The organism is Ruania zhangjianzhongii, assembly GCF_008000995.1.
Classification (GTDB): domain Bacteria; phylum Actinomycetota; class Actinomycetes; order Actinomycetales; family Beutenbergiaceae; genus Ruania; species Ruania zhangjianzhongii.
Window position 1 is genome coordinate 1,219,799 of the sequence record NZ_CP042828.1, and the last position, 25,253, is coordinate 1,245,051.

The 25,253-nt window shown below is 70.6% G+C and carries 21 protein-coding genes and 1 tRNA gene; 12 read left to right on the top strand and 10 right to left on the bottom strand.

The annotated features are described in order from the left end of the window. Nucleotides 1-10: 10 nt before the first annotated feature. Nucleotides 11-595 carry a TetR family transcriptional regulator gene (locus FU260_RS23510; protein ID WP_168211666.1) on the bottom strand — a complete coding sequence of 195 codons (585 nt, stop codon included), beginning with the start codon at nucleotides 593-595 and terminating at the stop codon, nucleotides 11-13. Nucleotides 596-687: 92 nt separating this feature from the next. Between FU260_RS23510 and FU260_RS05645 the strand changes: the two genes are divergently transcribed. Beyond that, on the top strand, nucleotides 688-1,563 hold the full coding sequence (locus tag FU260_RS05645; RefSeq protein WP_147916168.1) for an SDR family oxidoreductase: 876 nt from the start codon (nucleotides 688-690) through the stop codon (nucleotides 1,561-1,563). Beyond that, nucleotides 1,560-2,756, top strand: coding sequence for an FAD-dependent monooxygenase (locus tag FU260_RS05650; protein ID WP_147916169.1), 1,197 nt, complete (start codon nucleotides 1,560-1,562; stop codon nucleotides 2,754-2,756). The genes FU260_RS05645 and FU260_RS05650 overlap by 4 nt, the downstream gene beginning before the upstream one ends. A 6-nt stretch (nucleotides 2,757-2,762) precedes the next feature. Here the strand turns inward: FU260_RS05650 and FU260_RS05655 are convergent, their stop codons facing one another. Next, entirely contained in the window at nucleotides 2,763-3,320 is a 558-nt protein-coding gene (locus FU260_RS05655) for a TetR/AcrR family transcriptional regulator (RefSeq protein ID WP_147916170.1), read from the bottom strand. Nucleotides 3,321-3,400: 80 nt separating this feature from the next. Here FU260_RS05655 and FU260_RS05660 point away from each other — a divergent pair, with 80 nt between their 5' ends. Together FU260_RS05660 and FU260_RS05665 are read left to right on the top strand one after the other, a co-directional pair. After that, nucleotides 3,401-4,444 (top strand): DUF2867 domain-containing protein, encoded by a 1,044-nt coding sequence (locus tag FU260_RS05660; protein ID WP_147916171.1) that lies wholly within the window; start codon nucleotides 3,401-3,403, stop codon nucleotides 4,442-4,444. 128 nt (nucleotides 4,445-4,572) lie between these two features. Further along, nucleotides 4,573-7,677, top strand: a complete 3,105-nt coding sequence (locus FU260_RS05665; RefSeq protein ID WP_235912443.1) for a putative Ig domain-containing protein — start codon at nucleotides 4,573-4,575, stop codon at nucleotides 7,675-7,677. Nucleotides 7,678-7,713: 36 nt separating this feature from the next. Here FU260_RS05665 and FU260_RS05670 read toward each other — a convergent pair whose 3' ends face one another. After that, a complete protein-coding gene (locus tag FU260_RS05670) occupies nucleotides 7,714-8,550 on the bottom strand; it encodes a carbohydrate deacetylase (protein WP_147916173.1) in 837 nt (278 codons plus the stop codon). Between the two features lie 324 nt (nucleotides 8,551-8,874). On the opposite strand from FU260_RS05670, the gene fdhD reads away from it, so the two are divergent. From fdhD to FU260_RS05695, 5 genes are all read left to right on the top strand, one after another. Further along, nucleotides 8,875-9,723: a formate dehydrogenase accessory sulfurtransferase FdhD gene (fdhD, locus tag FU260_RS05675; protein ID WP_147916174.1), complete on the top strand. Its 849-nt coding sequence runs from the start codon at nucleotides 8,875-8,877 to the stop codon at nucleotides 9,721-9,723. Between the two features lie 74 nt (nucleotides 9,724-9,797). After that, nucleotides 9,798-10,103 carry a nucleotidyltransferase family protein gene (locus FU260_RS05680; RefSeq protein WP_147916175.1) on the top strand — a complete coding sequence of 102 codons (306 nt, stop codon included), beginning with the start codon at nucleotides 9,798-9,800 and terminating at the stop codon, nucleotides 10,101-10,103. Next, on the top strand, nucleotides 10,087-10,491 hold the full coding sequence (locus FU260_RS05685; RefSeq protein WP_210418209.1) for a HepT-like ribonuclease domain-containing protein: 405 nt from the start codon (nucleotides 10,087-10,089) through the stop codon (nucleotides 10,489-10,491). Before FU260_RS05680 ends, FU260_RS05685 begins: the two co-directional genes overlap by 17 nt. 273 nt (nucleotides 10,492-10,764) lie before the next feature. Next, nucleotides 10,765-12,108 (top strand): MFS transporter, encoded by a 1,344-nt coding sequence (locus tag FU260_RS05690; protein ID WP_147916176.1) that lies wholly within the window; start codon nucleotides 10,765-10,767, stop codon nucleotides 12,106-12,108. Between the two features lie 126 nt (nucleotides 12,109-12,234). Continuing rightward, nucleotides 12,235-13,059, top strand: coding sequence for an LLM class F420-dependent oxidoreductase (locus tag FU260_RS05695; protein ID WP_147916177.1), 825 nt, complete (start codon nucleotides 12,235-12,237; stop codon nucleotides 13,057-13,059). A gap of 53 nt (nucleotides 13,060-13,112) precedes the next feature. Here FU260_RS05695 and selB read toward each other — a convergent pair whose 3' ends face one another. From selB to FU260_RS05710, 3 genes are all read right to left on the bottom strand, one after another. Beyond that, the gene (gene selB / locus FU260_RS05700; RefSeq protein ID WP_147916178.1) at nucleotides 13,113-14,921 is read right to left on the bottom strand and encodes a selenocysteine-specific translation elongation factor; all 1,809 of its coding nucleotides are present in this window, start codon (nucleotides 14,919-14,921) and stop codon (nucleotides 13,113-13,115) included. A gap of 84 nt (nucleotides 14,922-15,005) precedes the next feature. Further along, nucleotides 15,006-16,364, bottom strand: coding sequence for an L-seryl-tRNA(Sec) selenium transferase (gene selA / locus FU260_RS05705; protein WP_147916179.1), 1,359 nt, complete (start codon nucleotides 16,362-16,364; stop codon nucleotides 15,006-15,008). Nucleotides 16,365-16,382: 18 nt separating this feature from the next. Then, a tRNA-Sec gene (locus FU260_RS05710) sits at nucleotides 16,383-16,478 on the bottom strand. Between the two features lie 315 nt (nucleotides 16,479-16,793). Here FU260_RS05710 and selD point away from each other — a divergent pair. Further along, nucleotides 16,794-17,777, top strand: a complete 984-nt coding sequence (gene selD / locus FU260_RS05715; protein ID WP_147916180.1) for a selenide, water dikinase SelD — start codon at nucleotides 16,794-16,796, stop codon at nucleotides 17,775-17,777. Nucleotides 17,778-17,837: 60 nt separating this feature from the next. Here the strand turns inward: selD and nrfD are convergent, their stop codons facing one another. The 4 genes from nrfD to FU260_RS05735 are packed head-to-tail and all read right to left on the bottom strand — an operon-like array spanning nucleotide 17,838 to nucleotide 23,964. Further along, complete coding sequence (gene nrfD / locus FU260_RS05720; protein ID WP_147916181.1) at nucleotides 17,838-18,926, bottom strand: NrfD/PsrC family molybdoenzyme membrane anchor subunit; 1,089 nt, start codon at nucleotides 18,924-18,926, stop codon at nucleotides 17,838-17,840. Beyond that, entirely contained in the window at nucleotides 18,923-20,023 is a 1,101-nt protein-coding gene (locus FU260_RS05725; protein WP_147916182.1) for a 4Fe-4S dicluster domain-containing protein, read from the bottom strand. Before FU260_RS05725 ends, nrfD begins: the two co-directional genes overlap by 4 nt. Nucleotides 20,024-20,057: 34 nt before the next feature. Further along, nucleotides 20,058-23,384, bottom strand: a complete 3,327-nt coding sequence (fdh, locus tag FU260_RS05730; RefSeq protein ID WP_147916183.1) for a formate dehydrogenase — start codon at nucleotides 23,382-23,384, stop codon at nucleotides 20,058-20,060. A 40-nt stretch (nucleotides 23,385-23,424) separates the two neighbouring features. Next, nucleotides 23,425-23,964 (bottom strand): hypothetical protein, encoded by a 540-nt coding sequence (locus FU260_RS05735; protein WP_147916184.1) that lies wholly within the window; start codon nucleotides 23,962-23,964, stop codon nucleotides 23,425-23,427. A gap of 68 nt (nucleotides 23,965-24,032) precedes the next feature. On the opposite strand from FU260_RS05735, the gene FU260_RS05740 reads away from it, so the two are divergent. Both FU260_RS05740 and FU260_RS24070 read left to right on the top strand, forming a co-directional pair. Continuing rightward, nucleotides 24,033-24,629, top strand: coding sequence for a class I SAM-dependent methyltransferase (locus FU260_RS05740; RefSeq protein WP_147916185.1), 597 nt, complete (start codon nucleotides 24,033-24,035; stop codon nucleotides 24,627-24,629). 109 nt (nucleotides 24,630-24,738) lie between these two features. Beyond that, on the top strand, nucleotides 24,739-25,242 hold the full coding sequence (locus FU260_RS24070; protein WP_147916186.1) for a PadR family transcriptional regulator: 504 nt from the start codon (nucleotides 24,739-24,741) through the stop codon (nucleotides 25,240-25,242). The last annotated feature ends 11 nt before the right edge of the window (nucleotides 25,243-25,253 follow it).

The window sequence follows — 25,253 nt, forward strand, 5'->3', positions numbered from 1 at the left end:
GGCCGGCGTGCTAGGCGCCGAGTCCGCGGCGGAGCCGGTCGAGCCCGTCGTCGACGAGCTCCAGGAGGGGGTCGGCGTAGTCGGTGCTGTACCAGTAGGTGAGGGCGCCGAGCACGGTGCCGAAGATCGCGCCCCAGGTGGTCTGTGCCTCGAATTGCGCCGCGCTGGCGCGCTCGGCGGATTCCTCGCTTGCCGTCCCGTGTAGCCACTCGATCATCCGCTGGGAGAACTCTGCCTGGACGGCTGGCACCTCCATCAGGTACTGGACGCGTCGGCGACTGACCGTGTGCACCGCTTGGCTGCCGAGGTACTCGCGGACGGCGCGTCGGGCGAGGTCGACCGGGTGCTCGTCGCCGCGGGTCGGCACGCGCCGGGCAGCGGGTGCGGGCGTCCGGTCGGCGTCCACAAGAATCAGGCCGGCCTTCGTGCCGAAGTAGCGGTAGACCGAGCTCGGTGAGACCTCCGCGGCTTGGGCGACCTGCTCGATGGTGACGGCGTCGAACCCGTGGGCGTCGAACAGGTCCAGTCCGACCTGCTGGACGTGGGTCATCGCCGCACGGCGCTTGCGTTGCCGGAGTCCCAGATCGTCTGCCACGCAACGACCGTAACAAAATTGTGAGAGTCACTTGCACTTTCTCGATCAACCCCGCATGATGTGAGAGTCACTATCACTTTGAAAGGGGTGCGATGGACGTCAACGGCAGGGTCGCCTTCATCACCGGGGCGGCGAGCGGGATCGGATTCGCCATCGCGACGGCGTTCGCCCGCGCGGGTGCGCACGTCGCGCTGGCGGACGTGGATGAGCAGGCGGTGCACCGCGCTGTCGCGCGGCTCCAGAGCCTCTCCCTGGAGCGTGAGGTGACCGCCGTCGTGCTCGATGTCCGGGACCGCGACGCCTTCGCACAGGCTGCCGATGCGGTCGAAGAACGGCTCGGGCCGATCGAGATCCTGTGCAACAACGCAGGTGTGGGGTCCACAGTGCCGATCGCGGAACTGACCTACGACACCTGGGACCTCGTCCTTGGGATCAACCTCGGTGGTGTGGTCAATGGGGTGCAGACCGTGCTGCCGCGGCTGCTCGCCCGCGGAGGTCCGGGCCACATCGTCAACGTCGCCTCCGGTGCAGGCCTGGTACCGAGCGAGATCACCAGCTACGTCGCGTCGAAGTTTGCGGTGGTCGGACTGACCGAATCGCTGGCGCTGCAGCACGAGCTGGCCGCCGCGAGCATCGGCGTCACCGTCGTCTGCCCGGGCATCGTCCGCACCGAGGTGCTACGCAACAGTCGCGACCATGTCCAGGGCAGCTCCGCCGTCGACGATCACGGCCATGCCCTGCTCCAACGCTACGGGCTGGACCCGGCCATCGTGGGGGATCTGGTACTCGCCGGTATCCACACAGGCCAGCTCCACGTCCTCACCGACCGGTACATCGAACCGTTGCTGGAGCAGCGGGCCAAAGACCTGGCCGCAGCCTTGCCGGAGGAGACCGAACGGGACCGGGAGCTGGCCGAGCTGCTTCGCCAGCGGACCGCTGACCGCGTCCAGCGAGAGCCGGCGCGATGAGCGCGCGGGTGCTGATCGTCGGCGCTGGGGTTGCGGGGCAGGTCGCGGCCTACGAACTGGCTCGTGCTGGGGCCGAGGTCACCGTCCTCGAGCAGGCAGCAACCTTGCGGCGCACCGGGGGGCATGCGGTCGACCTCGCCGATGTGGCCACCGACATCATCGAGCGGATGGGGCTTCTCGACGCGGTCACCGCGGCCCGGGTCGATCGTGACCTTCTGGTCTTTCGCGAGGGCGCGTCGCGCCGCCTGGAGATGTCGCGGGTGAGCGCGGCGATCAGTGCGCGCCACATCGAGATCCAGCGTGAGGATCTGTGCGAGATCCTCTACGCCGGCAACCGAGCGGCAGTCGAGTACCGATTCGGCGACACGGTCACCGAGCTGGCCGAGCATGCTGACGGCGTCGACGTGACGTTTCGCGAGGGGAGGTCGGAGCGCTACGACATCGTGATCGGCGCGGACGGGCTGCACTCCGTCGTCCGGCGGCTCGTCTTCGGGCCCGAGGCACAGTTCCGGCACGATCTCGGTGCAGCGCTGTCCGTGTTCAGCTATCCCAATCCAGGCATCCCGGACCGGCAGGTGCACGCTGTCGCCGACGTCGATCTGAGCGGATTCGTCTACCCGGTCGACGACGGCACGCAGGCCCGCGCACTGCTGCTGTTCCGGACCGCGGGGGAACCGCCGATCCACTACCGGGACCGCGCCGGACAGCTCGCTCGCGCGGTCGCTGCCGTCGAACTGCTCTCCGACCGGCTCCCGATCACTGCCGCCGCTGCCGAGGGTGCGGACGACTTCTACTACGACAGCATCGCGCAGATCCGGATGGACTCCTGGTCCTCCGCCCGCGTCGCCCTGGTCGGTGATGCCGGCTACTCGCCCGGTCCGGCCGTCGGTGGCGGTAATGCGGTGGCCGTGCTCGGCGGATATGTGCTCGCGTCCCAGCTCGCGCACCACAGCTTCGACAGTGCGCACGCGTTCAGTGCCACCGAGCAGGTCATGGCCCCGATCGTCAGTCAGGCGCGAAAGGTTGCGCCGAGCACGCTGCGCCAGCTCGTACCCACCGGGCGGCTCGGGGCCTGGTTGCTGCCCCGCGCGCTGCGTGCTCTCACGAGCCTTCCCGCGGGCCTGACCCAGAAGCTCGCCGCACTGGGCGCGAAGAGGGGCCGCACGCTCGCCGACTACGATCCCGAGGCCTGACCGACTTCAGCTCAGCAGCTCGCGGACCACCAGCTCGACGACTTCCTCGTGCGCACGGCCGGGGTGGCCGAAGTCCATGAAGTAGCTCGTCAGCCGCACGGAGACCGCGACCGCGGTGCGCGCATCGGCCTCCTCCGGTGAGCAGAACTCGCCGAACAGGCCCCGCAGGTAGGCGGTCCGCTGCTGGTCCACGCGCGCGAGGACTTCGGCGGCCGCAACGTCTCTGCGGGCCCACTCCCGGATGGCCACCTCCGTGTCCACGCGCATCGTGACCCGGTCCGGAACATTGATCGCCAGTGCTAGTCGGCGCACCCGCTCGCGAGCCTCGTGTCCACTGTCGGCCTCGACGACGGCGATGACTCCCTCGGTCACGTCCGTCTCCCAGGTGCTCAGCATCTCTGCGAGCAGCTGGTCGCGCCCGGAGAAGTAGCCGTAGAAGCCGCCCTTGGTCACCCCGAGCTGCGCTGCGATCGGTTCGACGCGGACGGCATCCACGCCGCCCGCGGCCAGCGCCTCCAGGCCGCGATCGATCCAGGACGTGCGCGGTGTTCGTGCGTGAGCCATGATCGCCAGCCTATCTGTACGGCTGCGTATATTCTTGCTAAGATGCCTTCTATACGGCAGCGTATAGAAAGGAGGGGCGGATGCCCAGGATCGATACAGCGACGTTTCGCTGCCAACCGTGGCGGATCCACGAGTTCGCCTCCGACTTCCAGGTCGAAGACGTGTGGTGGATCCCGACCCCCGGAGCCGGCCGAGATGATTTTGCCCGGGTGCGGGCCGCCGTCGAGAAGGGTGGCGACCTCGACACGTTCGGTCCGCTGACCCGCGGTCTTTTCGCCGTGCGCTGGTGGCTGGGTGCTCGGCTGGGCTGGGACCGGCCCGGCAGCGGGCTCGAGGAACGGGTGCCCTCGCTGCGTCACCGGCTGCCCGCAGACCTCGAGGCGGCCGCAACCGGCGAACCGGGCCTCCTGTCGCCGGTCTATGCCACCGACCGGGAAGCAGTCTCGGAGATGGCCAGCAGCACGGTGCATGCTCTCCTGCATCTCGGTTGGCCCGAGGGTGGTGAACCAGGCCTCCTCGTCACCGTCCTGACCAGGACGAGCGGCCGGATGGGAGCGCTCTACCTGCGCGCGATCGCCCCCTTTCGGCACCTGATCGTCTGGCCCGCGCTGACCGCCTCCTGGGAACGAGCCTGGCGCGATCGCGAACCGGTATCCGGGGCTCTCGGCCGGCGCGCGGTTGACCCCCGCTCGCTGGAGCTGCTGGATCTGAGCCCTGACTACGCCGACGAGTTCGTGCTCACCACCACCGCTCCCGATGGCGCCCGAGACTGGGCGAGGGCCATGTTCGAGGAGTCGATCGACCGGAAGAGCCGGAGGCTGATCTTCGAGACCCTCCTCCGGATGCAGATCGCACCCGACGGTACTGCCGGGACGATCGCCGGCTGGCAGGTGATCTCCGCATCCGGCACGCACGTGCTGATGGGGGCAGCCGGCCGGCTGCTGGACTGCCGGCTGCTGGTGCACCGGGCCGGCGACCAGGTGCGGCTGATCACGGCGATGCGATACCGCCGTCGCCGTGGACGGCTGGTGTGGACCGTGCTCAGCCACCAGCACCGCGGACTCGCACCTGGGCTGCTGCGGCAGGCCGCCGGTCGGCTGGCCGCTGCCGCGCGCCTGGTCTAGTCCAGCGCCCAGGGCGGCCGCCGGTAGAGCCCTCCGAATGTTAGACCCCTGTACAGCACCGACCTGTTCGGGTGTATGTTGCTGGGTGCAGGCGGGGTCGCCTGCGCGACTTCGGGGAGAAACCTGTGATGCAGACGGTTCGGCCTGGGCCTGCGACGCGACGACGCGGAGACTCCGGGCGAGCAGGGAAGGCCCGCGCTGGTGCCGCCGCGCTCGGCGCCGGTGCCTTGGTCCTGCTCGGTGCAGTCGCGCCGGCTGCGGCAGCGGGTGCCACCTGGTACGTGGACGCGGCGAACGGCGCGGACACGCCAGACTGCGGCGAGCAGGCCAGTGCCGCGTGCGCCACGATCGGTGCAGCGCTCGATCAGTCGACCGCTGATGACACGGTCTCCATCGCGCCAGGGACCTATGTGGAGTCCTTGGTGCTGAGCTCCCCGGTCGCCCTCGTGGGGAGCGCGGATGCTGTGCTCGTCTCCGACGGAGCGGGTCCCGCCGTCTCGGTCCAGGGCGCCGGCATCGCGAGCGTCACCGGGCTGACCATCTCACCCGACCTGGACGGGCTCGAGTACGCGGTGGTGGCGGACGGCGGTAGCACCGTCGAACTGACTCAGGTGAGCATCGAGCACCAGGACGGCGCTACCGAGCTCGGCCCCGGAGTCCGCGCGCAGAACAACAGCTCAGTGGTTCTCACCGACACCGCTGTCCAGGCTGCCGGTTCCCTCGATCCGGACGGTGGCGAACCGCGAGTCGGCGTCAGCGCCAGCAACGGCAGCGACCTGACGATCGCGAGCAGTATCATCACGCCCGCTACAGCCGCGGGAGACGACGAGACCGGGTCGTTCGCGGGCATCATGCTGGGCGGGTTCACCGACACTGGTGGCCCGAGCACACTGACCATGACCGGGTCCACTGTGTCCGCCGGTGGCTTCGCCAACGTGTTGATCTTCCAGGGCTCTGCAACCATCGCGGACACCTCGATCCCCGCGTCCGAACCAGCCAGCACTGCCGGTGGGTATGGGATCAGTATCTTCGATGGCAGCGTGGACGTCACGGGTGGTGAGATCACCGGTCACGCAGGAGGGGGAATCGTGCACGGCGGTATGGCCGGCCCATTGGGTCTGGCGCAGGTGACCGTGAACGGCACGAGGATCGCCGATAACGGCACCGATGGTGAGGCCAGGACCGGCGGCATCGCGATGCTCAGGCAAGACGCCACCACTGGTCCGGTCGGATCGCTCGACGTGACGAATGCCCACCTGATCGACAACTCCAACGCGATCGTGACCCACGGTGTGCCGACCACGGTGACCGCCTCGGACATCTCCGGCAGCAGCAGCGGCATCGTGGCTCAAGATGCTGACCTCGCCGTGATGGATAGTCAGCTGGTGGGTGACAGCGCAGCCGCTGATCAGCTCGACAGCGGGGTGAGATCCGGCAATCGCGGCGAAGAGCCGGTCACGCTCACCATCACCGACACCGAGATCTCGAACTATCCGGTCGGACTGTCCGCCTCCGCGGTGAGAGTCGACGTGAGTGCCAGCACGATCGCAGACAACTACGGCGCCGGGATCGTCGCGCAGCCTGGCGTTGTGCCCGAGAATCCGGACGCCGGTGATATGAGCATCAGTGACACGGAGATCACCGGCAATGGCTCGCTGGGGGTGGGCCCCTTCGGTGCCGGCCTGGTGATCGGCGGTGGTTCCTTCACTGCCACGGGGGTGACGATCGCTGACAACTCCAACGGAATGATCGTGGGCACCGGCGACGTGACCCTGGCGGACAGTTCGGTGACCGGCAGTGGCGCCGATGCGCCCGACGATGAGGCAGCGGCCGGTTTCGGCATCCTCAGCCTCGACGGCTCGAGCAATCCCGATGCTGACTTCACCATCACCGGCAGTGAGATCTCCGGTAATCGCGCCGGTTTGGGACTGGCTCGCTCGACCGTGGTGCGCAACAGCACGATCGCAGACAACACCTGGTACGGGATCAACGCCCAGGCACAGACTCCGGGAGCGACCATCTACCTGACGCTGTCCGCCAGCACGATGACCGGCAACGGCACTGAAGCCAATCCGGAAGCAGACGCTCCGCCGTTCGGACTGGGGATCGGCCCCGGGGTTCAGACTCTGCTGGCGGGCAGTGTCCTTGCTAGTCCCTCGGCTGGGAGTGCGTGCTACGTCGACGGTTCCAGCGGCGTCCTCACCGACGGCGGCTACAACGTGGTCTCCGACGCCACCTGTGCCTTGACCGAGGACACCAGCCTGGCGGATACGGACCCGCTGCTCGGCGTGCTCGGCGACAACGGGGGTACCACCCAGACGGTGCTGCCGGCTGTGGATTCTCCGGCGGTGGACCTGATCCCCGTGGGCAGTACCGCTCCTGGCACAGCCCTGGAGCTGTGCCTCGAGGGCAGCATGGACCAGCGGGGAGCGGGGTTCACCCGGCCCGTCGGCCAAGCCTGTGACGCTGGGGCCGTCGAGGTGGTGTTTGAGCCGGCGCAGATCACCACGGAGACGTTGCCGGGCGGGATCGTCGGACAGGCCTACACCGGGCTCGTTGAAGCCACCGGTGGTGCGGGCGAGCCGTACTCGTGGGCGGTGACCGAGGGCGACCTGCCGGATGGGCTGGAGCTGGATGCGGCCACCGGCGAGATCACCGGGCAGCCGACCGAGGCGGGCACGTTCGAGTTCTCGATCCAGGTCGACGGCGTGACCTCCGCAGACTTCTCCGTCACCGTGCTGCCGGAGCTGGTCATCGTCACGGACACGCTGCCCGAGGGCACAGTGGGGGAGCCGTACACGGCGACCCTGGAGGCCACCGGCGGCGATGGCGGCCCGTATACCTGGGGCATCGACTCCGGTGACCTGCCCGAGGGCCTCGAGCTGGATGCTGCCACCGGCGAGATCACCGGGACGCCCACGTCGGCCGAGAGCTACACCTTCACCGTCGTGGTCGGCGATCCGGTGTACAAGGAGTTCACCCTCGAGGTAGTACCTGCCGAGCAGGAGGAGACGCCGCCACCCGAGGAGACCGCGCCACCCGAGGAGACCGCGCCGCCTGCGGACACGCCGGACGAACCGGGCGACGAGGCTCCGGCAGCCGAGGACGGCGAGCTGGCGGTCAGCGGCATCGAGGCACCGCTGACCGGGCTGGCGGTCGCCGCCCTGGCCCTGCTGATGGGCTCGCTGCTGCTGGTGCTGCGCAAGGCCGGGCGACTCAACCTGGACCGGTGAGCTCCGCCGTCGAGCAGGGGTGCGCCGGAAAGCCCGCTACCAGGCCGGCACCACCTCGATACCGGCGCGCTGCAGCGCGCGGTGGAACACGTCGTCGCGGAGCAGTCGTAGCTCCCAGAGGCGCTTGCGGGCCTCGGCGGCGGGCAGCCACTGGGCGGCAGAGGCCGGGGACGGGTGCAGCATCAGCTCCGAGGTTCCGGCGGGCAGTCGCCGCAGCTGGTGCAGCACCTCTGTGCGCAACTGCCCGTAGCTGAGCACCATCCGGCCGGGGAGCCACGAGCTCACCAGCAGTTCCGGGAGCCGCACCCGCAGCGCGTCCGCCTGCTGGACGGCACTGCGGTGCGCCCGGCGCAGCCCGCGCACCGCGAGGGTGACCGTGCGCTGCAGAGTGCGCGGGAGACGGAAGTCGAGGTCGTGGGCCGCGCAGAAGTCGACCGCTGCCGTGGCCAGCGATCGCCCGCGGAGCCCGTACAGGCTGCCCGAGTGCGAGTCCAAACCGGTGGGCTGCAGTCCGGCCTGGTGCATCCAGCGGAGCTGGGCGAACAGCTCAGTGGTCAGATCGGTCAGTGTGGCCCCGCGCTCCGCGACTCCAGCGTCGACCGGGAAGGTCCCATCCCGGCCGGTCAGTGACCGGACCTCGGGGGACAGCGGCCGCCATGGCGGCATCTCCCGCGAGGAGGAGAGCGTCAGGTGCAGGCGCGGTGCGGGCAGGCCGGCTTGCCGGATCCGGTGGACGGCGTCCTGCGCGGCGCAGGCCACCGGGATCAGTGTGGTGGCCGAGATCAGCCCCTCGCGCAGCAGCTCGACGATGGTCGCGTTCGTGTCCGGATCGACGCCGAGGTCGTCAGCGGTGATCACGAGCCTGCGCTCCATCGGGGCCTCTCGAGTGGGGGACTGGGACCTTTTCCAGGATACGCGGCGATCGGGCGCGGAAACTCCTCGCAGTTTTCGCGTGACAGCTGCCCGCCGGGCCAGTCGTACCCAGTGTTGGACCGCTTGCACATCAGGTGTGCACGGGAGACCAGAGGAGGCAGGAAGATGTGGACTGAGTCAACACGGGGAGTGCTGGTGCTGCGGCTGGCGATCCTCGCGGGCCTGACCGCGATGCTGACCGTGAACGTGCTGAGCGGGATCGGCTTCTAGACCCTTCCCACCCTGCACTGTCCCGGCGATCAGTGGCGGTGTACCGTCGCTGCCATGGGTCGCATCACCACGCGCCGCACGGTGGTGAAGATCACCGTCGGCGGCCAGGCGCGCCACCGCCAGGACACCCTCGCGGTGGAGGAGCCGTTGGAGCTCCGGGTCTCCGGAGAGCCGCTCGCCGTCACGATGCGCACCCCCGGGCACGATGTCGAGCTCGCCGCCGGGTTTCTCGTCTCCGAGGGGATCGTGGCCCGCGGTGAGCAGTTCCACACCGCGATCCACTGCGGCGGACCGGGCACCGGCGGAGGCGAGAACACCTACAACGTGCTCGATATCGCCCTCGCCCCTGGCGTTGCTCCGCCACCGCCGGAGGCAGCGCGCGCCTTCTACACCACCAGTTCCTGCGGCCTGTGCGGCAAGCGCAGCATCGAGGCCGTCCGCACTGTCTCGAGCTTCGACGTGGCCGCCGACGCCACCCGGATCGGTGCCGAGCGGCTGGTCACCTTTCCGGATCGGCTGCGCGAGCAGCAGGCGGTGTTCGACAAGACCGGCGGGCTGCACGCGGCGGGCCTGTTCGACGCCGCCACTGGGGAGCTGCTCGTGGTGCGGGAGGATGTGGGGCGGCATAACGCGGTCGACAAAGTGGTCGGCTGGGCGCTGCTGAACAACCACCTCCCGCTGACCGGCACGGTGCTGCAGGTCTCCGGCCGGGCCAGCTTCGAGCTGGTGCAGAAGGCGGTGATGGCCGGTATCCCGATGCTCACCGCCGTCTCCGCGGCGTCCTCGCTCGCGGTGGACCTGGCGGAGGAGGCGGGCCTGACCCTGATCGGGTTCCTGCGCGGGGACTCGATGAACGTGTACTCCCATCCGCAGCGGGTCGACGGCGGAGCTACCGCGCCGTAGGTCGGCTCACCGGTCGTGGGTGCGCGGAGCGCGCCGGAGGCGTACACCCAGCGTCGGCATGGAACACTGGAACTATGGATACGGCGTCGCACCTCGACATCGAGGCCATTCGCCATGCCAGTAAGCGGTACGGCGTGCAGCGGCTCCGGGTGTTCGGATCGGTACTCGAGGATCACTTCGATCCGGCGCGCAGCGACATCGACTTCCTGGTGGATTTCCTGCCGGGGCGCGATGACGCGTTCGACGATTACTTCGGACTTCGCGAGGCGCTGACCGAGATCGTTGGCCGCGATGTCGATCTGGTCGTCGCCCGTACGGTCAGGAACCCCTATTTCAAGGCGGCTGCCTTCAATAGTGCGCAGGATGTCTATGCGGCCTGAGTCCGCCGCCCGGATCTGGGATGCCGCCGCAGCCGCGAGGGCCGTACTCGAATTCGCGGCAGATCGAACGAAGCCCGAGTTTCTCGCCGATCTGATGCTGCGTTCCGCAGTGGAGCGTCAACTCGAGATCCTCGGCGAAGCGCTGAGCCACCTCCGCAAGGAGGATCGTGAGACCGCTCGACGTGTGCCAGAACTGGACAGAATCGTTGGGATGCGGAACGTCATTGCTCACGAGTACGGCGATGTCGACTACGCGATCGTCTGGGCCGCTGTGACCCGCCGAGTCCCCGAGCTACTTCCTGTCCTAGATGCGCTGTTGGAGGAAGCCGGCCCAGCACCGGAGGTTGCTGAGCAGCCAGCGGTCGACGGCGAAACGCCCGCGCCGTAGGTCGGCCCGTCTGTCGCCCCTGGTAGCGTTGCGGCCATGTCAGCAGCTTCCGCGGCCGGCTGTGCCGCAGTGAACGAGACGTCCCGCTAGCGGCGGGCGTCTCAGCGATTCTCTTCACCTCGCCCAGCCGCTCCCTGGTCAGATTCGGAGCGGCACTCTTCGTGCTGCTCGGAAACCTCTCTCTGAGCAACGGAGTACCTGGTGTTCTCAACTCTTCGCACTTCCCGTGGACGGAACTCGTCCCCGGCACGCGCATGGCTGGTGCTGTGCGCGATGTCGATGTTGCAGTTCTTCATCGCGGTCGACGTGACCGTGGTCAACATTGCGCTGCCGTCGATCGGCGACAACTTCGGTGTTGACGCCCATTCCCTCACCTGGGTGGTGGTGGGATACACCATCACCGGCGGCGGGCTGCTGATGCTGGGCGGCCGCCTGGGCGACCTGCTCGGCCGGCGCCGTACCCTGCTGACCGGCACCGCCCTGTTCGGTGCCGCATCTCTGCTGGCTGGTCTGGCCCCGTCGTTCGGGCTGTTGGTCCTGGCCCGCCTGCTGCAGGGCGCCGGTGAGGCGATCGCACTACCCGCTGCGATGGCAACGATCGTGCTGATGTTCCCCGAGGGACCGCGCCGGTCCCGGGCACTGAGTGTGTGGGCGGCCGTCGCCAGCTGCGGTCTGGTGCTCGGCTTCGTGCTGTCCGGGATCATCACCGCCCATCTCGGGTGGCGCTGGATCTTCTTGATCTCCGTGCCGTTCATCCTGATCGTCCTGCTGGCCGGCCTCTTCCTGGTCGAGCGGGACCGGCCGATACATCGCGGCACCGAACCGTTGGACGTTCCGGGCGCTGTGCTGTTGACCGCGTGCCCGTTGCTGTTCACCTTCGGGGTGGTGGAGGCGGGCGAGCCCGGCACGCCCGGGTGGGTCGCTCCGGCGGCCTTGGTGGGGGCGGTGTTGGCCGGAGTCGGATTCGTGCGGGTGCAGGCACGTTCGCGGAATCCGTTGCTGCCGCTGGGCTTCTTCGCCAACCGCGCCCGGGTAGCAGCCAATCTGACCACGATGCTACTCAGCGGCGCGCTGTCCACCTCGTTCCTGTTGTTCACGTTCTACCTGCAGGACCGGCTGGAGATCGGGCCGATCGGTGCCGGGGTGACGATGGTGCCGCTGGCGGTCGCCCTCATCGCGTTCTCCATGCTGGTGCCCCGGTTGTTGAGCAGATGGGGAGCGCGAGCCTGCATCCTGGCAGGCCTCGCGTTCACCGCGGCCGCGCTGGCGGTGATCGCGCTGGTCGCAGTCCTCGGTGCAGGTGCGGCAGCGATGGTCCCGGCGATGCTGTTGATCGCGGCCGGGATGGGCCTTGGCCTCGTAGGCCTGCAGTATGTGGCGGTCAGCGGCGTGACCGACGAGGACGCAGGCACTGCCTCGGGTGTGCAGCGGGCGGCCGACCAGCTCGGCGGTTCCAGCGGGGTGGCGGTCTGCGTCGGAATCGGCTTCGCGCCCACGCTGCATGCCGGCGACCCGTTCCTGGTCGCCACTGTGCTCGCCGGGATCGGGCTGGTCGTCGGGGTGGTGGTGGTCGGGCGCTTGCCCGCACCTGCTCCCGTCCAGAATCAGCAGGAGTGAGCACCCGCCCTGCCGTCGGGTCCTTGAGTACCGAGGGGTCGACGGCGGGGCTCTCCTGCCGTAGGTCGGCTCGCTGACCTCGGGCTGCTCGGGAATGCTGGGTGATCCTGGCTGGTTGGTGCGGATATGTCTGCAGAACTCGGCCGATACGGAATCTGGGCGCGCCCCGAGCACGCCACCACCGAGCTGGCGCGCGAGATGGAGCACCTCGGCTACGGCACGCTGTGGATCGGCGGCAGCCCCTCGGAGCTGACCGAGATCGAGCCGGCGCTCGATGCCACCGAGCACCTGGTGGTGGCCACCGGCATCATCAATATGTGGCAGGTGCCGCCGGACGAGGCCGCCGCTTGGTTCCACCGGCTCGAGGAACTGCACCCGAGCCGGTTCCTGCTCGGCCTGGGCATCGGCCACCGGGAGGCGACCGCCGAGTACCGCAGCCCGTACGCCACCATCGTGGAGTACCTGGACCGGCTGGATGCCGACGGGGTGCCGGCCGAGCGCCGCGTGCTCGCCGCCCTCGGTCCCCGGGTGCTCGCCCTGGCCGCAGAGCGCGCTGCCGGCGCGCACCCGTACCTGGCCACCCCGGAGCACACCGCCATCGCGCGGGAGGTGATGGGCGCCGGGGCGTTGCTCGCACCGGAGCACAAGGTGCTGCTGCAGACCGATGCCGCCGCTGCCCGCGAGGTGGCCCGGCCAGTCGTCGAGCGCTACCTGCAGATGACCAACTACCGCAGCAACCTGCAGCGGCTCGGCTTCACCGAGGAGGACTTCGCCGACGGTGGCAGCGACGCCCTGGTGGATGCGCTCGTCGCCCACGGCGAGCTCGAGGTAGTCGCTGCCGCGCTTACCGCGCACCTGGATGCCGGCGCCGACCACGTCGCGGTCCAGTTCCTCGACGAGGACCCGCTCGCCGCTGCGCGTACTCTCGCCGAATCTCTCGACCTCAGCTGATCGCGCCAGGTCGCACCAGCGGATTGGCCGGTTCACGCCGCCACGGTGACCCGCTAGTGCCGCGGCCGCACCACCTCGCGCCTGCTCGCATCCACGCGCCGGGTCCAGCCGCGCCCGTCCAGGTACTCCAGCAGCGGGATCACCACCCGACGAGTGGTGCCCAGCACCTGTTTGGCCGCGCTCGCGGTGAACGGCTGCGGCAGCGCCGCCAGCTCGCGCATCGCCCGCGCGGGAGCATCGGGGAGCAGCACGACCTCACCGGGCAGCCGGAGCAGCCGGCCCGCCCGCTCGGCCGCCGCCAGCTCGCGGGACCCCAGACCCAGCACCACCAGGTCCGCAGCTTCCGGTGCTCGGAACGGCGCCGCCCGCAGTCGAGTCTCCAGCTCTGCCACACCAGGCTCGGCCGGGCCCAGGTCCGCACGGTGCCCCGGCCGGGCCAGGAGACCACCATGCTCCTCGAGCCCGGCGGCAGCGACCACGGCAGCGAGTAGGTCTGCGCTCGGTAGACCGAGGGCATCGACCGCTGCGCCGCGGGAGAGGCCCGCGGCCAGCGGCTCCCGCTCGTGCAGGGTGGCTACCAGCTCCGCCAGCTGCTGCTGCCAGCGGTGCAGCGCCGCCGGGTCCACCCACCAGTCGCCGACCACCTGGACCTCCACCGGCGCCGGGGCGCCGACGCTGATCAGCCCGAGCGCTACCAGCCGTTCCACGGGCATCGCCCCGCGCCGGGCCACCTCCGCGGCCACATCGCCCTCCGGGCCCACCGCCGCGAGCGTGTCCGCGCGGCGGCGCCCGTCCCCGCGCCGGGCCAGCGCCGGCGGGTCGGCATCGAGGACCACGGCGCCGGCCCGCACCCGGCGGCTGCCCGCTGAGCGCAGCACCACCCGGTCGCCGAGCACCACCGGCACCGGGTGGTCGAACGTGATCCGGGCGTGCTCGCCGTCGAACGGGCGGAGCCGCCCGGGCAGCGCCGCCGTGCCGACATGGACGTTCACCTGCTCCAGGGATGTGCCGAACTCCGCCCCGCTGGTCCGCCGCACATCCACCGCCGAGGTGGCCGGCCACGCCTGCGGGGTGAGCAGGGCATCGCCGCGGCCGACCTGGCCCGGCTCGATACCACGCAGGTTGACCGCCACCCGGTTCGTCGGCCCGATCTGCTCGCAGTCCTCGCCCCGGCTCTGCAGCCCACGCACACCGGCCGGGACCAGATCCCCTGCACCGGCGACGGTGAGCCAGTCGCCGCGCCGGATCGTGCCGGCTGCGAGCGTGCCGGTGACCACGGTGCCCGCCCCGGCGATGCTGAACGAGCGGTCCAGCCAGAGTCGCACCCGCGCGTCCGCATCCGGCGGGCCGGCGTCGGCGAGCACACCGGCGAGCACCTCACGCAGCTCGGGCAGCCCGGCACCGGTCACCGCTGAGGTCACCACTGCCGGTGCATCCGCCAGCCCGGTGCCGGCTAGCTCCGTGCGCGCCTGGGCAAGCACCTCCTCGGCGCGGGCTGCATCGGCCCGGTCCGCGCGACTGAGCACCAGCACACCGCGGTCGATGCCCAGCGCCGCCACCGCGTCCCGATGGTCGCTGGACTGTGCCTGCCAGCCTTCGTCGGCGGCTACCACGAAGCAGACCACCGGCGCCGGCCCCAGCCCGGCGAGCATGTTGGCGAGGAACCGCTCGTGCCCGGGCACGTCCACGAACGCCACCTCGCAGCCGGGCACCAGCGCGGTCCAGGCGAAGCCCAGGTCCACGGTCAGGCCGCGGCGACGCTCCTCGGCCAGCCGGTCCGGTTCGATCCCGGTCAGCGCTCGCACCAACGCCGACTTGCCGTGGTCCACATGCCCGGCCGTGGCCACCACGTCGCTGCTCACCGGTGGGCCTCCCGTCCTACCTGCTGCACGTCATTGGAACCGGCTTGGCGCATTCGAACCCGGTTCTACGCGGGTTCGAATGCGCTACGCGGGTTCCAACCGACTCGGCTCGGCTCCTGCACCCGTCAGCGCTCGCCGCACCGCACCGGCAAGTACGCCGTCCTCGGCCGGCGGCACACAGCGCAGGTCCACCAGGCATCCGCCGTCGTGCACCCGCGCGAGCACGGCAGGCTCCCCAAGCCGCAGGCGGCGGGCCGTGACCTCCGGGAGCCGCAGTGCCCAGCCCGGTAGCTCCCGACCCGGGGCGCCGCCCCCACCGACCCGACCAGGGTGCGGCACCACCGCCACCTGAGCTCCGCCGTCGACGGCGGCCGCGAGGCGCTCGGTCCGATCCCGCAGGGCCTCCGGATCGGCACGCACGTATTCGCCTGCTGGCGCCGGGCCAGCGATCAGCGTGGCCTCCAGCGCCGCCAGGGCGAGCTTGTCCGCGCGCACGGCCCGGGCCAACGGGTGCCGAGCCAGGGTCGCGATCACCTCCGCCCGGCCGAGCAGCAGCCCGGCCTGCGGTCCGCCAAGCAGCTTGTCCCCGCTGGCGATCACCAGGTCCGCGCCCGCTTCGAGAGCAGTGGTGGCGTCCGGCTCGTCCGGCAGCACCGGCTCGGGGGTGAGCAGTCCGCTGCCCAGATCCGCCACCAGCGGCACGCCTTGCTCGTCGGCCAGGGTGCGCAGCTCGGCCAGGGAGACCTCCGCGGTGAAGCCGTGCACCCGGAAGTTACTCGGGTGCACCTTGAGCAGGCTGCCGGTCTCCGGGCCGACGGCGCGGGCGTAGTCGAGCAGGTGCGTGCGGTTGGTCGTGCCGACTTCACGCAGCCGGGCGCCGGTCGAGGTGATCAGGTCCGGCAGCCGGAACCCGGCGCCGATCTCGATCAGCTCACCCCGGCTGATTACCACCTCGCGGCCGGCGGCGAGCGCCGTGGTGGCCAGCACCAAGGCTGCGGCGCCGTTGTTCACCACCAGCGCGTCCTCGGCGGCCGGGCAGGCGGCCAGCAGCGCCGCCCGGGCACCCAGTCCGCGCTTGCTGCGGGTGCCGGTGGCCAGGTCCAGCTCCACGTCCACGTAGCCGGCGGCCGTGACCAGGGCCTCGACGGCTGCAGGGGAGAGCGGCGCCCGGCCGAGGTTGGTGTGCACCACCACGCCGGTGGCGTTCAGCACCGGGGTGAGGGAGGTGCTGCGCCGGGTGGTCAAGGCCGCGACCAGAGCCGCCGGGACATCCTCGGGCGCGAGGTCACCGGCCCGGGCTCGGTCCTGCTGCTGCCGGACCAGGGTCCGCACAGCGCCGGTACCCAGACGTTCGGCTGCCGCCGTGGCTTCGGGCAGGGCGAGCAGGTGGTCGGTGCGCGGGATCCGGCGGCGTGGGTCGTGCTCGCTGGTCGGATCGGTCACCGAATCGCCTCCTCGATGTGGCGGAGGCGGACGGGAATCGAACCCGCCAGGCCGAGATACTCGGTCTCACCGGTGTTGAAGACCGGGGGGCCCACCAGGAACCCTGACGCCTCCCTGCGCCGCGAGCCTAGCAACAAGCACGTGACCGGGGTGGCATGACAGGTAACCCTGTGGGGTAGGCCTTGAGCCGATCGTCCTGGACAGTGCGCATCGGCACGGTGTCGCAGATTGTTCATCGGCCCAGACGAGACTGGCACACTCGTTGAGGTCGGTGTCGTGGAGTGGCACGGCGTCATCGCTATCGCACACGCTATGCGTCCGGCACGATCCACGTATGTGAGCCGCGCGCCAGCGTTACGGCTCAGATGCTTCGCGGGTTTAACCCCCGCCTCCGTTCGCGAGCGGGAGAACGGTGGCTAGGGTGGCGCTATGGAGAGACTGACGTCCTTCGCCCGCGGCGGCGGGTGCGCGTGCAAGATCCCGCCCGGTGAGCTTGAGGACGCGGTCGGCGCGCTGACCGGGCAGGTCGGCGGCGCGGATGCGCGCGTGCTGGTCGGCCTGGACGACGGCGACGACGCCGCCGCCGTGCTGGTCCGCGAGGATCTCGCCGTGCTGTCCACTGCGGACTTCTTCACCCCGGTGGTGGACGACGCCTACGACTGGGGCCGGATCGCCGCAGCGAACGCCCTCTCCGACATCTATGCCATGGGCGGCACCCCGGTGATGGCGATCAACCTGGTCGGCTGGCCCCGGGAGCGGCTGCCGATGGAGCTGATGACCGAGGTGCTCCGCGGCGGGCTGGACATCGCCACCGAAGCGAGCTGCCCGGTGATCGGTGGGCACTCCATCGACGACCCGGAGCCGAAGTACGGCATGGCCGTCACCGGCATCGCCGACCCGGCCCGGCTGCTTCGCATCGACGCCGCCGCCCCCGGTCAGCCACTCACGCTGACCAAGCCGATCGGCGTCGGCATCCTGAACAACCGCCATAAGGCGACCGGGGAGGTCTTCGCCGAGGCGACCGCCTCGATGACTCGGCTGAACCGCGATGCCGGTCGCTCCGCCGTCGAGAACGGCCTGAAAGCCGCTACCGACGTGACCGGTTTCGGCCTGCTCGGCCACCTGCACAAGCTCTGCCGCGCCTCCGGTGTGGGGGCGGTGATCGACCGGGCCGCTGTGCCGGTGTTCCAGGCCGCACTGGACGCGCTCGCCGACGGGTATGTGCCCGGCGGCAGCCGACGCAACCTGGACTGGGTGAGACCGCACCTGACCACCGGGCCGGGGATCACCGACGATGACCTGGTGCTGCTCGCGGACGCGCAGACCTCCGGCGGGTTGCTGGTTGCCGGCGAGCTGCCCGGGCACCCGGTGATCGGGCACACCGTGGCCGGGTCGGGGATCACCGTCCGCTAACCCCCCGCGGGTCGTCCTGTCAGGAGTGCGCCCTGGCGCACGGGTGACATGACGACCCGGTCAAGGGCCGGTGGTGATCGAGTCGTCGGTGGTCCCGGCTGCGCGGCGCTCGGCGAGCCGGCGCTTCTGCGGTTCCACGGTGTACTTGGGGTCCTCGGCCGAGCGCAGCCCCGCCTCGAAGAACCCGAGCCGGGTGAGCGCGGAGGACGCCAGCAGGGCCACCCCGGAGATCACTCCAGCCGCCCGCCACCGCCCGGCGAGCAGGGTGCCCAGCCCACCGGCAGCCGCCAGCGCCTTGCTCACCTGCAGCATCGTGCCTGCCCGGCCCTGGTGCAGCGTCTCCGCGACGGTCTCGTCCATCCGCCGCTCCATTACCTCCGACGCCGCCAGCTCGCTCGCTACGCCGACGACGGCGAGCACCCGCGCCGGCCCCGCCTGCGCGCTCGAGGTGGTGATCATCGCCAACCCGCCCGCTGCCAGGCTCGCCGAGCCGACGAACACGAACGGCAGCTCCTCCCGGGCCTCGTTCCAGGTGGGCACCGCCGTGTCGGAGAGCAGCACCGCGGTGTAGGCCGCGAGCGGGGGAGCGAGCAGCCCGGCGCCGAGCCCGCCCGCTGTTCCTGCCCCGCGGAGCAGAGGGCGCAGCCGGCCCAGCGGGAGGCGCCCACCGGTGGTGCGGTCCACCTCGTCGGCAGCGGCGAGGCCGGCGCAGCCGCTGAACCCGGCGAGGATCCACGAACCCACGCTCATCGGTGAGGTGAGCTTGAGAGTCCGCAGCATGTTCAGGAACCGTTCCGGCCGGCCTAGATCGCGCACCAGCGCCACGGCACCCAGTCCGGCGGCACCGATCGCGGCGAACCGGCTGCTGCGGCGCAGCTGGTCCTGCCCGGTGAGCTCGGCCCCGGCAGCGAGCAGCGCAGAACCGCCGGCGAGCCCGCCGAGGAACAGGTAGGCGGCCACATCCGTCTCCCACGGCGGTGCCTTGACCACCGGGCGGCCGTAGTAGGAGCCGAACTCGGCGTCCGGCACCACCGGCATCTCTCGGGAACCGTCCCCGCCACGCGGCCCTCCAGCACGACGGCGGCGCTTGCCTTTTCGCCGCCGGTCCGGCTCGGGTGGGCGGTAGCTGTCGTAGGAGGAGGTGCTCACCGGCGCCTCCCGGCGAAGGCCACCGCCGCGGCGGCGAGCATCCCGGCGGCGGCCAGCCCCGCGCGGGCGAACATCTGCGGCAGGTCCGCTGTCGGCACCCGCGGGTCCGGCGGGAGACCGTAGGTTTCCGGCTCGTCCAGCAGCAGGAACACCGAGCCGGTGCCACCCACGCCGTCGAGCTCGTTCGCGCCGTACAGCCGCGCCTCGGTCATCCCCTGCTCGTGCAGCTGGGCGACCCGTTCCCGGGCGGTGGCGACCATGTCCTCGTGGTCACCGAACTTGATCGACTCGGTCGGGCAGGTCTGCGCGCAGGCGGGCGTCTGGCCGTCGGTGAGCCGGTCGTAGCAGAGCGTGCACTTCTGCGCGATGCCGGTCTCGCGCAGGCTCTCCTGCTGCGGGCGCTGCTCACCGGGGCCGGCGGTGCCGTCTGAGCGGCGCTCGATCACCCCGAACGGGCAGGCGGCCACGCAGGTGCCGCAGCCGTTGCAGACATCGTCCTGGACCACCACGGTGCCGAACTCGGTGCGGAACAGCGCCCCGGTCGGGCACACGTCCAAGCAGCCGGCGTGGGTGCAGTGCTTGCACACATCCGAGGACATCAGCCAACGGAACTCCGGGGTGTCCGGGGGAGCGGTGTCGGTGGGGCTGTCCCCGGGCACGCCGGAGGAGACCGGCGGGCCGAGTGTGGCGGCGTCGTGCAGGTCGCGGCCGCCCGCGTTGCCTGGGCTGCCTGGACTGCCCGGGCTGCCCGGGCTTCCTGGGCTGCCGACGCGCGCCGCCGGCGGACCCACACTCGGCATGCCCAAGTCCACCAGCGCCTGCCCACTGCGCCGTGCCGCGCTGATCCGGTCGGCGTCCTGCTCCACGAACGCCACATGCCGCCAGGTGTTCGCTCCCAGCCCGCCGGTGTTGTCGTAGGAGGAGCCGAGCAGCTGCGGATCCGGATCGCTCGGGACGTGGTTCCACTCCTTGCAGGCCACCTCACACGCCTTGCAGCCGATGCAGATCGAGGTGTCGGTGAAGAAACCTTTGCGCGTACTGGTCTGCGGCCATCGGGCATCCGTCGCCGGGTCGCTGGGTCCGAACAGCTGGCCCATCAGCTCCTCCTCTCCTCGTCGGTGTTCACGGCTGTCAGCCTTCCTTGGTCGGGTCGTCCTCGGACGGCGGTGGTTCGATCGTCTCCTGCTTCGGGGCGGTCAGGTGCGCGTTGCCAGTCTCCTCGGTGATCCCGGCGTGCCGTTGGTAGCGGGCCACCAGGTCGAGCAGCGCCGGCCCGCGAGGCCGGCGGCCCGGGCGAATATCGCAGGACCCGGCCTTGGACTCCTGGATCAGCACGTTCGGGTCCAGGGTCACGCCGAGCAGATCGTTGGCGGCGTCCCCGGTGACGCCGGCATCGGACCCCACCCCCCAGTGGTAGGGCAGCCCGATCTGGTGCACGGTGCGCTCGCCCAGGTTCAGCGGCCGCACCCGCTCTGTCACCAGCACTCGCGCCTCGATCGCAGCACGGGCGGAGACGATCGTCGCCCAGCCGTAGTTGCTCAGGCCCCGTTCGGCGGCCAGCTCCGGGGACACCTCGCAGAACATCTCCGGCTGCAACTCGGACAGGTACGGCAACCACCGGCTCATCCCGCCGGCGGTGTGGTGCTCGGTGAGCCGGTAGGTGGTGAACACGTACGGGTACATCTCGCTGCCGTCGGTGCCGGCGCTCGGCGCGGACAAGTTGTCCGGGTGGGGGTAGACCAGGCGCGCCGGGCTGGCCTGCTGTGGGTAGAGCGGGTTGGCCACCGGGGACTCCTGCGGTTCGTAGTGCGTGGGCAACGGCCCGTCCACCAGTCCGCGCGGAACGTACAGCCAGCCCTTCCCGTCGGCCTGCATCACGAACGGGTCGTCCCCGGCCAGCGCATCGGGTCCGCCGGCCTCCGGGCCGGGCCGGGCATCAGGAGCCCGGTCCGCCACGAAGTCCGGCACGTCCAGACCGGTCCAGGTGCCGTTCTCGGCATCCCACCAGACGTGCTTCTTCCGCTCGCTCCACGGCTTGCCCTGCGGATCGGCCGAGGCGCGGTTGTACAGGATCCGCCGGTTCGCCGGCCAGGCCCAGCCCCATTCCAGCGCGGTCTGGTCCTGCTCGGAGCCCGGTTTGCGGCGGGCCGCCTGGTTCACCCCGGCGGCATAGACGCCGGTGTAGATCCAGCAGCCGGCAGCCGTGGTGCCGTCCGGGCGGAGCTCGGTGTAGGAGGACAGCGGCTGCCCGGCGTCGTCGCCGGTGACGAAGGACCCGTTGATCTCGGCGAGCACCGACTCCGGATCCGGTTCACCGTCCTCCAGTTCCGGGTAGTCCCAGGTCAGGTCGAGCAGCGGGCGGTCTCGTTCGTCGGTGGAGCCAGCCAGCCGGGCGCGGATCCGTTTGCCCAGCTCGAAGAAGAACTGCAGTTCGCTCATCGCCTCACCGGGCGGAGCCACCGCCTGGTGTCGCCACTGCAGCAGCCGCTGGGTCTGGGTGAAGGATCCGGCCTTCTCCACGTGCCCGGCCGCGGGCAGGAAGAACACCTCGGTCTCGATGTCCTCAGTCCGCAGTTCCCCGGTCGCGATCTCCGGCCCGTCCTTCCAGAACGTGGCGGACTCGATCATCTGCAGGTCGCGGACCACCAGCCACTTCAGGTGCGCCATGCCCATCCGCTGCATCCGCCCGTTGGCCGAGCCGACCGCCGGGTTCTGCCCGAGCAGGAAGTAGCCCTCCACCTCGTCCTCAAGCATGGACAGCACGGTCTGGTAGGTGCCGTGCGGGCCGGTGAGCTTGGGCAGGTAGTCGAACGCCCAGTCGTTGTCCGCGGTGGCCGCATCACCCCACCACGACTTCAGCAGGCTGATCGTGTACGCGTCCGCGTTCGCCCAGAAGCCCTTCTGCTGCTTGGACGCGATCGACGCCAGGTAGGTCTGCAGGTCCTCGTGCTGATCGACGGTCGGCATCGGCAGGTAGCCGGGGAGCAGGTTGAACAGGGTGGGGATGTCGGTGGACCCCTGGATGCTCGCGTGCCCGCGCAGCGCCATGATCCCGCCACCCGGGCGACCCACGTTGCCCAGCAGCAGCTGCAGGATCGCGGCGGCGCGGATGAACTGGGCACCGAGGGTGTGCTGGGTCCAGCCGACGGCGTAGACGAACGCGGTGGTCCGCTCTCGCCCGGAGTTCTCGGTCACCGCCCGGGCCAGGTACTCGAAGTCCTCGGCGGAGATGCCGCAGGTCTGCTGCACCATCTCCGGGGTATACCGGGAGTAGTGCCGCTTGAGGATCTGGAACACGGTCCGGGGGTGCTGCAGCGTCTCGTCCCGGTCCACCTCGGCGGTCTCCAGCGGGGGTCCGCCGCTGCCGTGGGTGTCCCCGGCGGCGCGTGCGGCGGCATCCTCGCCGTGTTCGTGGTGCCGGTCCGGGGTATCGGCGCCGCCCTCGGCCTCGGCGTAGGCCCAGGTGGTCGGGTCGTACTGACCGGTCTCCGGGTCGAAGCCGGAGAACAGCCCGCCGGTGTCCTCGGTGTCCTCGAAGTCCTCGCTGATCAGCGTGGCGGCGTTGGTGTAGGCCACCACATAGTCGTGGAAGTGCAGCTCGCGGCTGAGCACGTAGTTGATCAGCGCACCGAGCAGCACCACATCCGAGCCGGCCCGGATCGGCAGGTGCCGGTCCGCCACCGCAGTGGTGCGGGTGAACCGCGGGTCGACGTGAATGACCTTGGCACCCCGCGCCTGGGCTTCGGTCACCCACTGGAAGCCCACCGGGTGGCACTCGGCCATGTTCGAACCCTGGATCACGATGCAGTCAGAGTTGGCGAGGTCCTGCAGGTATTGGGTGGCGCCCCCGCGCCCGTACGAGGTTCCCAGACCGGGAACCGTGGAGGAGTGTCAAATCCGCGCCTGGTTCTCGATCTGGATCGCCCCGGCTGCGGTGAACAGCTTCTTGATCAGGTAGTTCTCTTCGTTGTCCAGCGTGGCACCGCCGAGGGAGGCGATCCCCATCGTGCGGCGCAGCGCCCGGCCCTGGTCATCGGTGTCCTGCCAGGTGCGCCGGCGCGATTCCACGAACCGGTCGGCGATCATCTCCATCGCGGTCTCCGGGTCCAGCCGCTGCCACTGGCGCCCACGCGGCGGGCGGTAGAGCACCTGGGTCTGCCGGCCGGGGGCGTTGATCAGCTGCTCGCTGGCAGCACCCTTCGGGCACAGCCGCCCGCGGGAGATGGGGGAGTCCGGGTCGCCCTCGATCCCGATGACCTTTTCGCCGGAGACGAACACTCGCTGCCCGCAGCCGACTGCGCAGTAGGGGCACACGCTCTGCACCGACCGGTCCGCGGTGGCCGTACGTGGCACCGTCGCCCGGGTCTTGGCGGAGGTGACCGCCGGGCCGCGCCCGAGCAGGTCTCCGGAGCGCAACTGCCGGACCACCGGCCACTCCAGCGGACTCCATCGTGCCATGGCGCCACTATAGGCACGGGCCGGCGATTACACACCCGCATCAGCGCCGGGCGCGCCCGAAGGCGGCGGCGAAAACCAGCAGCACCACCCCCGCGGTCACGCCGGCCACACCGGACCCGGTTGCCCCGAACAGGATCGCCAGCACCGCACCCACCAGCGCCAGGGCGATCAGTACCCAGCCGAGCGCGGCGTAGGCCCGGTGGCCGAACGCCGTCGCGAACGGGAGGAAGTGCACCCCCACCACGGCGATCACCCAGAGCACCCCGAACTCGCCCAGGCCGAACCTGCCGAGCAGAAAGGTGCCGGCGACGATCGCGATCCCCTCGATACCGACCCAACGCCAGTAGGTGCGCATCGCGCTCGGCCCGGGTCGGGGCGCCGGAGCCACGGCGCCGGTCAGCACGCGGGCCGCCACGGCTGCGGTGAGCAGCACCCCGGCCACGCGGACTCCGAGCGGCCACGGCGCGGGCAGTGAGCCGGCGTTGATCAGCAGGAACAGCAGCCCGAAGCCGGCACCGATCAGCGCCGGCAGTCGGGTGGCCACGAACGAGGTGTCGCTCGCGGGGGCGGCGCCGGTCATCCAGGCATCGTCGCACGACGGCGGAGCCGGGCTGGCGTAGGCCGGCGGGTGGTGGAACGGTGGTCGCCATGGCACACGCAGGTCACGACTGGGACGCGATGTACACCGCCGCCGAGGCGCCGCCGTGGGATATCGGCGAGGTGCAGCCCGCGCTCGCGGCGTATCTCGCACACGCCTCGATCGCCGACCCGGTGCTGGACGCTGGCTGCGGTACTGGGGAACTGGCGCTGCTGCTGGCCGAACGGGGCCGCCGGGTGCTCGGGTTCGACTTCTCCGAACCGGCGATCGCCGCTGCCCGGGCCAAGGCGCAGGAGCGCGGCCTCGCCCTCGATCTCCAGGTCGCCGACGCCGCTCAGGTGCGGAACCTGGCGATCCGCCCGCGCACGGTGCTGGACTCCGGGCTGCTGCACAGTCTCGACGAGGTCGCTGCGGCGGCTTATGTCGGCGGGCTGGCAGCGATCTGCGAACCGGGGGCGCTGGTGTGCGTGCTGGCGATGTCGGCCGAGGCGGGTCAGGGCTGGGGGCAGACCGAGGCGAGCCTGCGGATGAGGTTCGCCGAACCGGACTGGGTGAGCTCCGCCGTCGACGGCATCCAGATCAGTGCCCGCTGGCAGGGTGAGGACCTGTCCATGCCTGGCTTCCTGCTCACCACCCACCGAGCGTAGGTCGTCATGTCAGGGGTGCGGTATAGCGCACCCCTGACATGACGACCGCAGGAAGTGGTGGGGCGGCCGATATTCGCTCGGTGTATACACTCAGTGTATAGTTGGTCGCATGAGTGTACCGATGGCGCTGCTCGCCCTGCTCGACGACGGACCTGCCCACGGCTTCGACCTGAAACGCCGCTACGACGCCCTCCTCGGTCACGGCCGTGAGCTCAAGTACGGCCAGGTGTATGCGACCCTGCAACGGCTGGAGCGAGACGGGCTCACCGCCGGGGTCGGTGTGGAGGCAGGCTCCGGTGCGGACCGCAAGCTGTACGCCGTCACCCCGGACGGCGTCTCGGAGCTGGATACCTGGCTGGTCAGCGCGCAGCCGATCAGCGGGAGACCCGCCGAACTGTTCACCCGGGTGGTGCTCGCTCTGGCATCGGGACGGTCGGCCACAGCCGTGCTGGACGCGCACCGCAGGCTCTTCCTGGACCGTATGCGCGAACTCACCGCAGCCCGGCACGACGGTGACGCGATCGACCGCCTTGCCGGTGACTACGAGATCGCCCATCTGGAGGCCGACCTGCAGTGGATCGAGCTCGCCGCCGCCCGGTTGTGGCCGATCTGAGCGAGGCTGTC

Coding starts and splice junctions, on each gene's coding strand:
- FU260_RS05645 (WP_147916168.1), top strand. CDS start 688: ATGGACGTCAACGGCAGGGTCGCCTTCATCACCGGGGCGGCGAGCGGG.
- FU260_RS05650 (WP_147916169.1), top strand. CDS start 1,560: ATGAGCGCGCGGGTGCTGATCGTCGGCGCTGGGGTTGCGGGGCAGGTC.
- FU260_RS05655 (WP_147916170.1), bottom strand. CDS start 3,320: ATGGCTCACGCACGAACACCGCGCACGTCCTGGATCGATCGCGGCCTG.
- FU260_RS05660 (WP_147916171.1), top strand. CDS start 3,401: ATGCCCAGGATCGATACAGCGACGTTTCGCTGCCAACCGTGGCGGATC.
- FU260_RS05665 (WP_235912443.1), top strand. CDS start 4,573: ATGCAGACGGTTCGGCCTGGGCCTGCGACGCGACGACGCGGAGACTCC.
- FU260_RS05670 (WP_147916173.1), bottom strand. CDS start 8,550: ATGGAGCGCAGGCTCGTGATCACCGCTGACGACCTCGGCGTCGATCCG.
- fdhD (WP_147916174.1), top strand. CDS start 8,875: ATGGGTCGCATCACCACGCGCCGCACGGTGGTGAAGATCACCGTCGGC.
- FU260_RS05680 (WP_147916175.1), top strand. CDS start 9,798: ATGGATACGGCGTCGCACCTCGACATCGAGGCCATTCGCCATGCCAGT.
- FU260_RS05685 (WP_210418209.1), top strand. CDS start 10,087: ATGTCTATGCGGCCTGAGTCCGCCGCCCGGATCTGGGATGCCGCCGCA.
- FU260_RS05690 (WP_147916176.1), top strand. CDS start 10,765: ATGTCGATGTTGCAGTTCTTCATCGCGGTCGACGTGACCGTGGTCAAC.
- FU260_RS05695 (WP_147916177.1), top strand. CDS start 12,235: ATGTCTGCAGAACTCGGCCGATACGGAATCTGGGCGCGCCCCGAGCAC.
- selD (WP_147916180.1), top strand. CDS start 16,794: ATGGAGAGACTGACGTCCTTCGCCCGCGGCGGCGGGTGCGCGTGCAAG.
- FU260_RS05725 (WP_147916182.1), bottom strand. CDS start 20,023: ATGGGCCAGCTGTTCGGACCCAGCGACCCGGCGACGGATGCCCGATGG.
- FU260_RS05735 (WP_147916184.1), bottom strand. CDS start 23,964: ATGACCGGCGCCGCCCCCGCGAGCGACACCTCGTTCGTGGCCACCCGA.
- FU260_RS05740 (WP_147916185.1), top strand. CDS start 24,033: ATGGCACACGCAGGTCACGACTGGGACGCGATGTACACCGCCGCCGAG.
- FU260_RS24070 (WP_147916186.1), top strand. CDS start 24,739: ATGAGTGTACCGATGGCGCTGCTCGCCCTGCTCGACGACGGACCTGCC.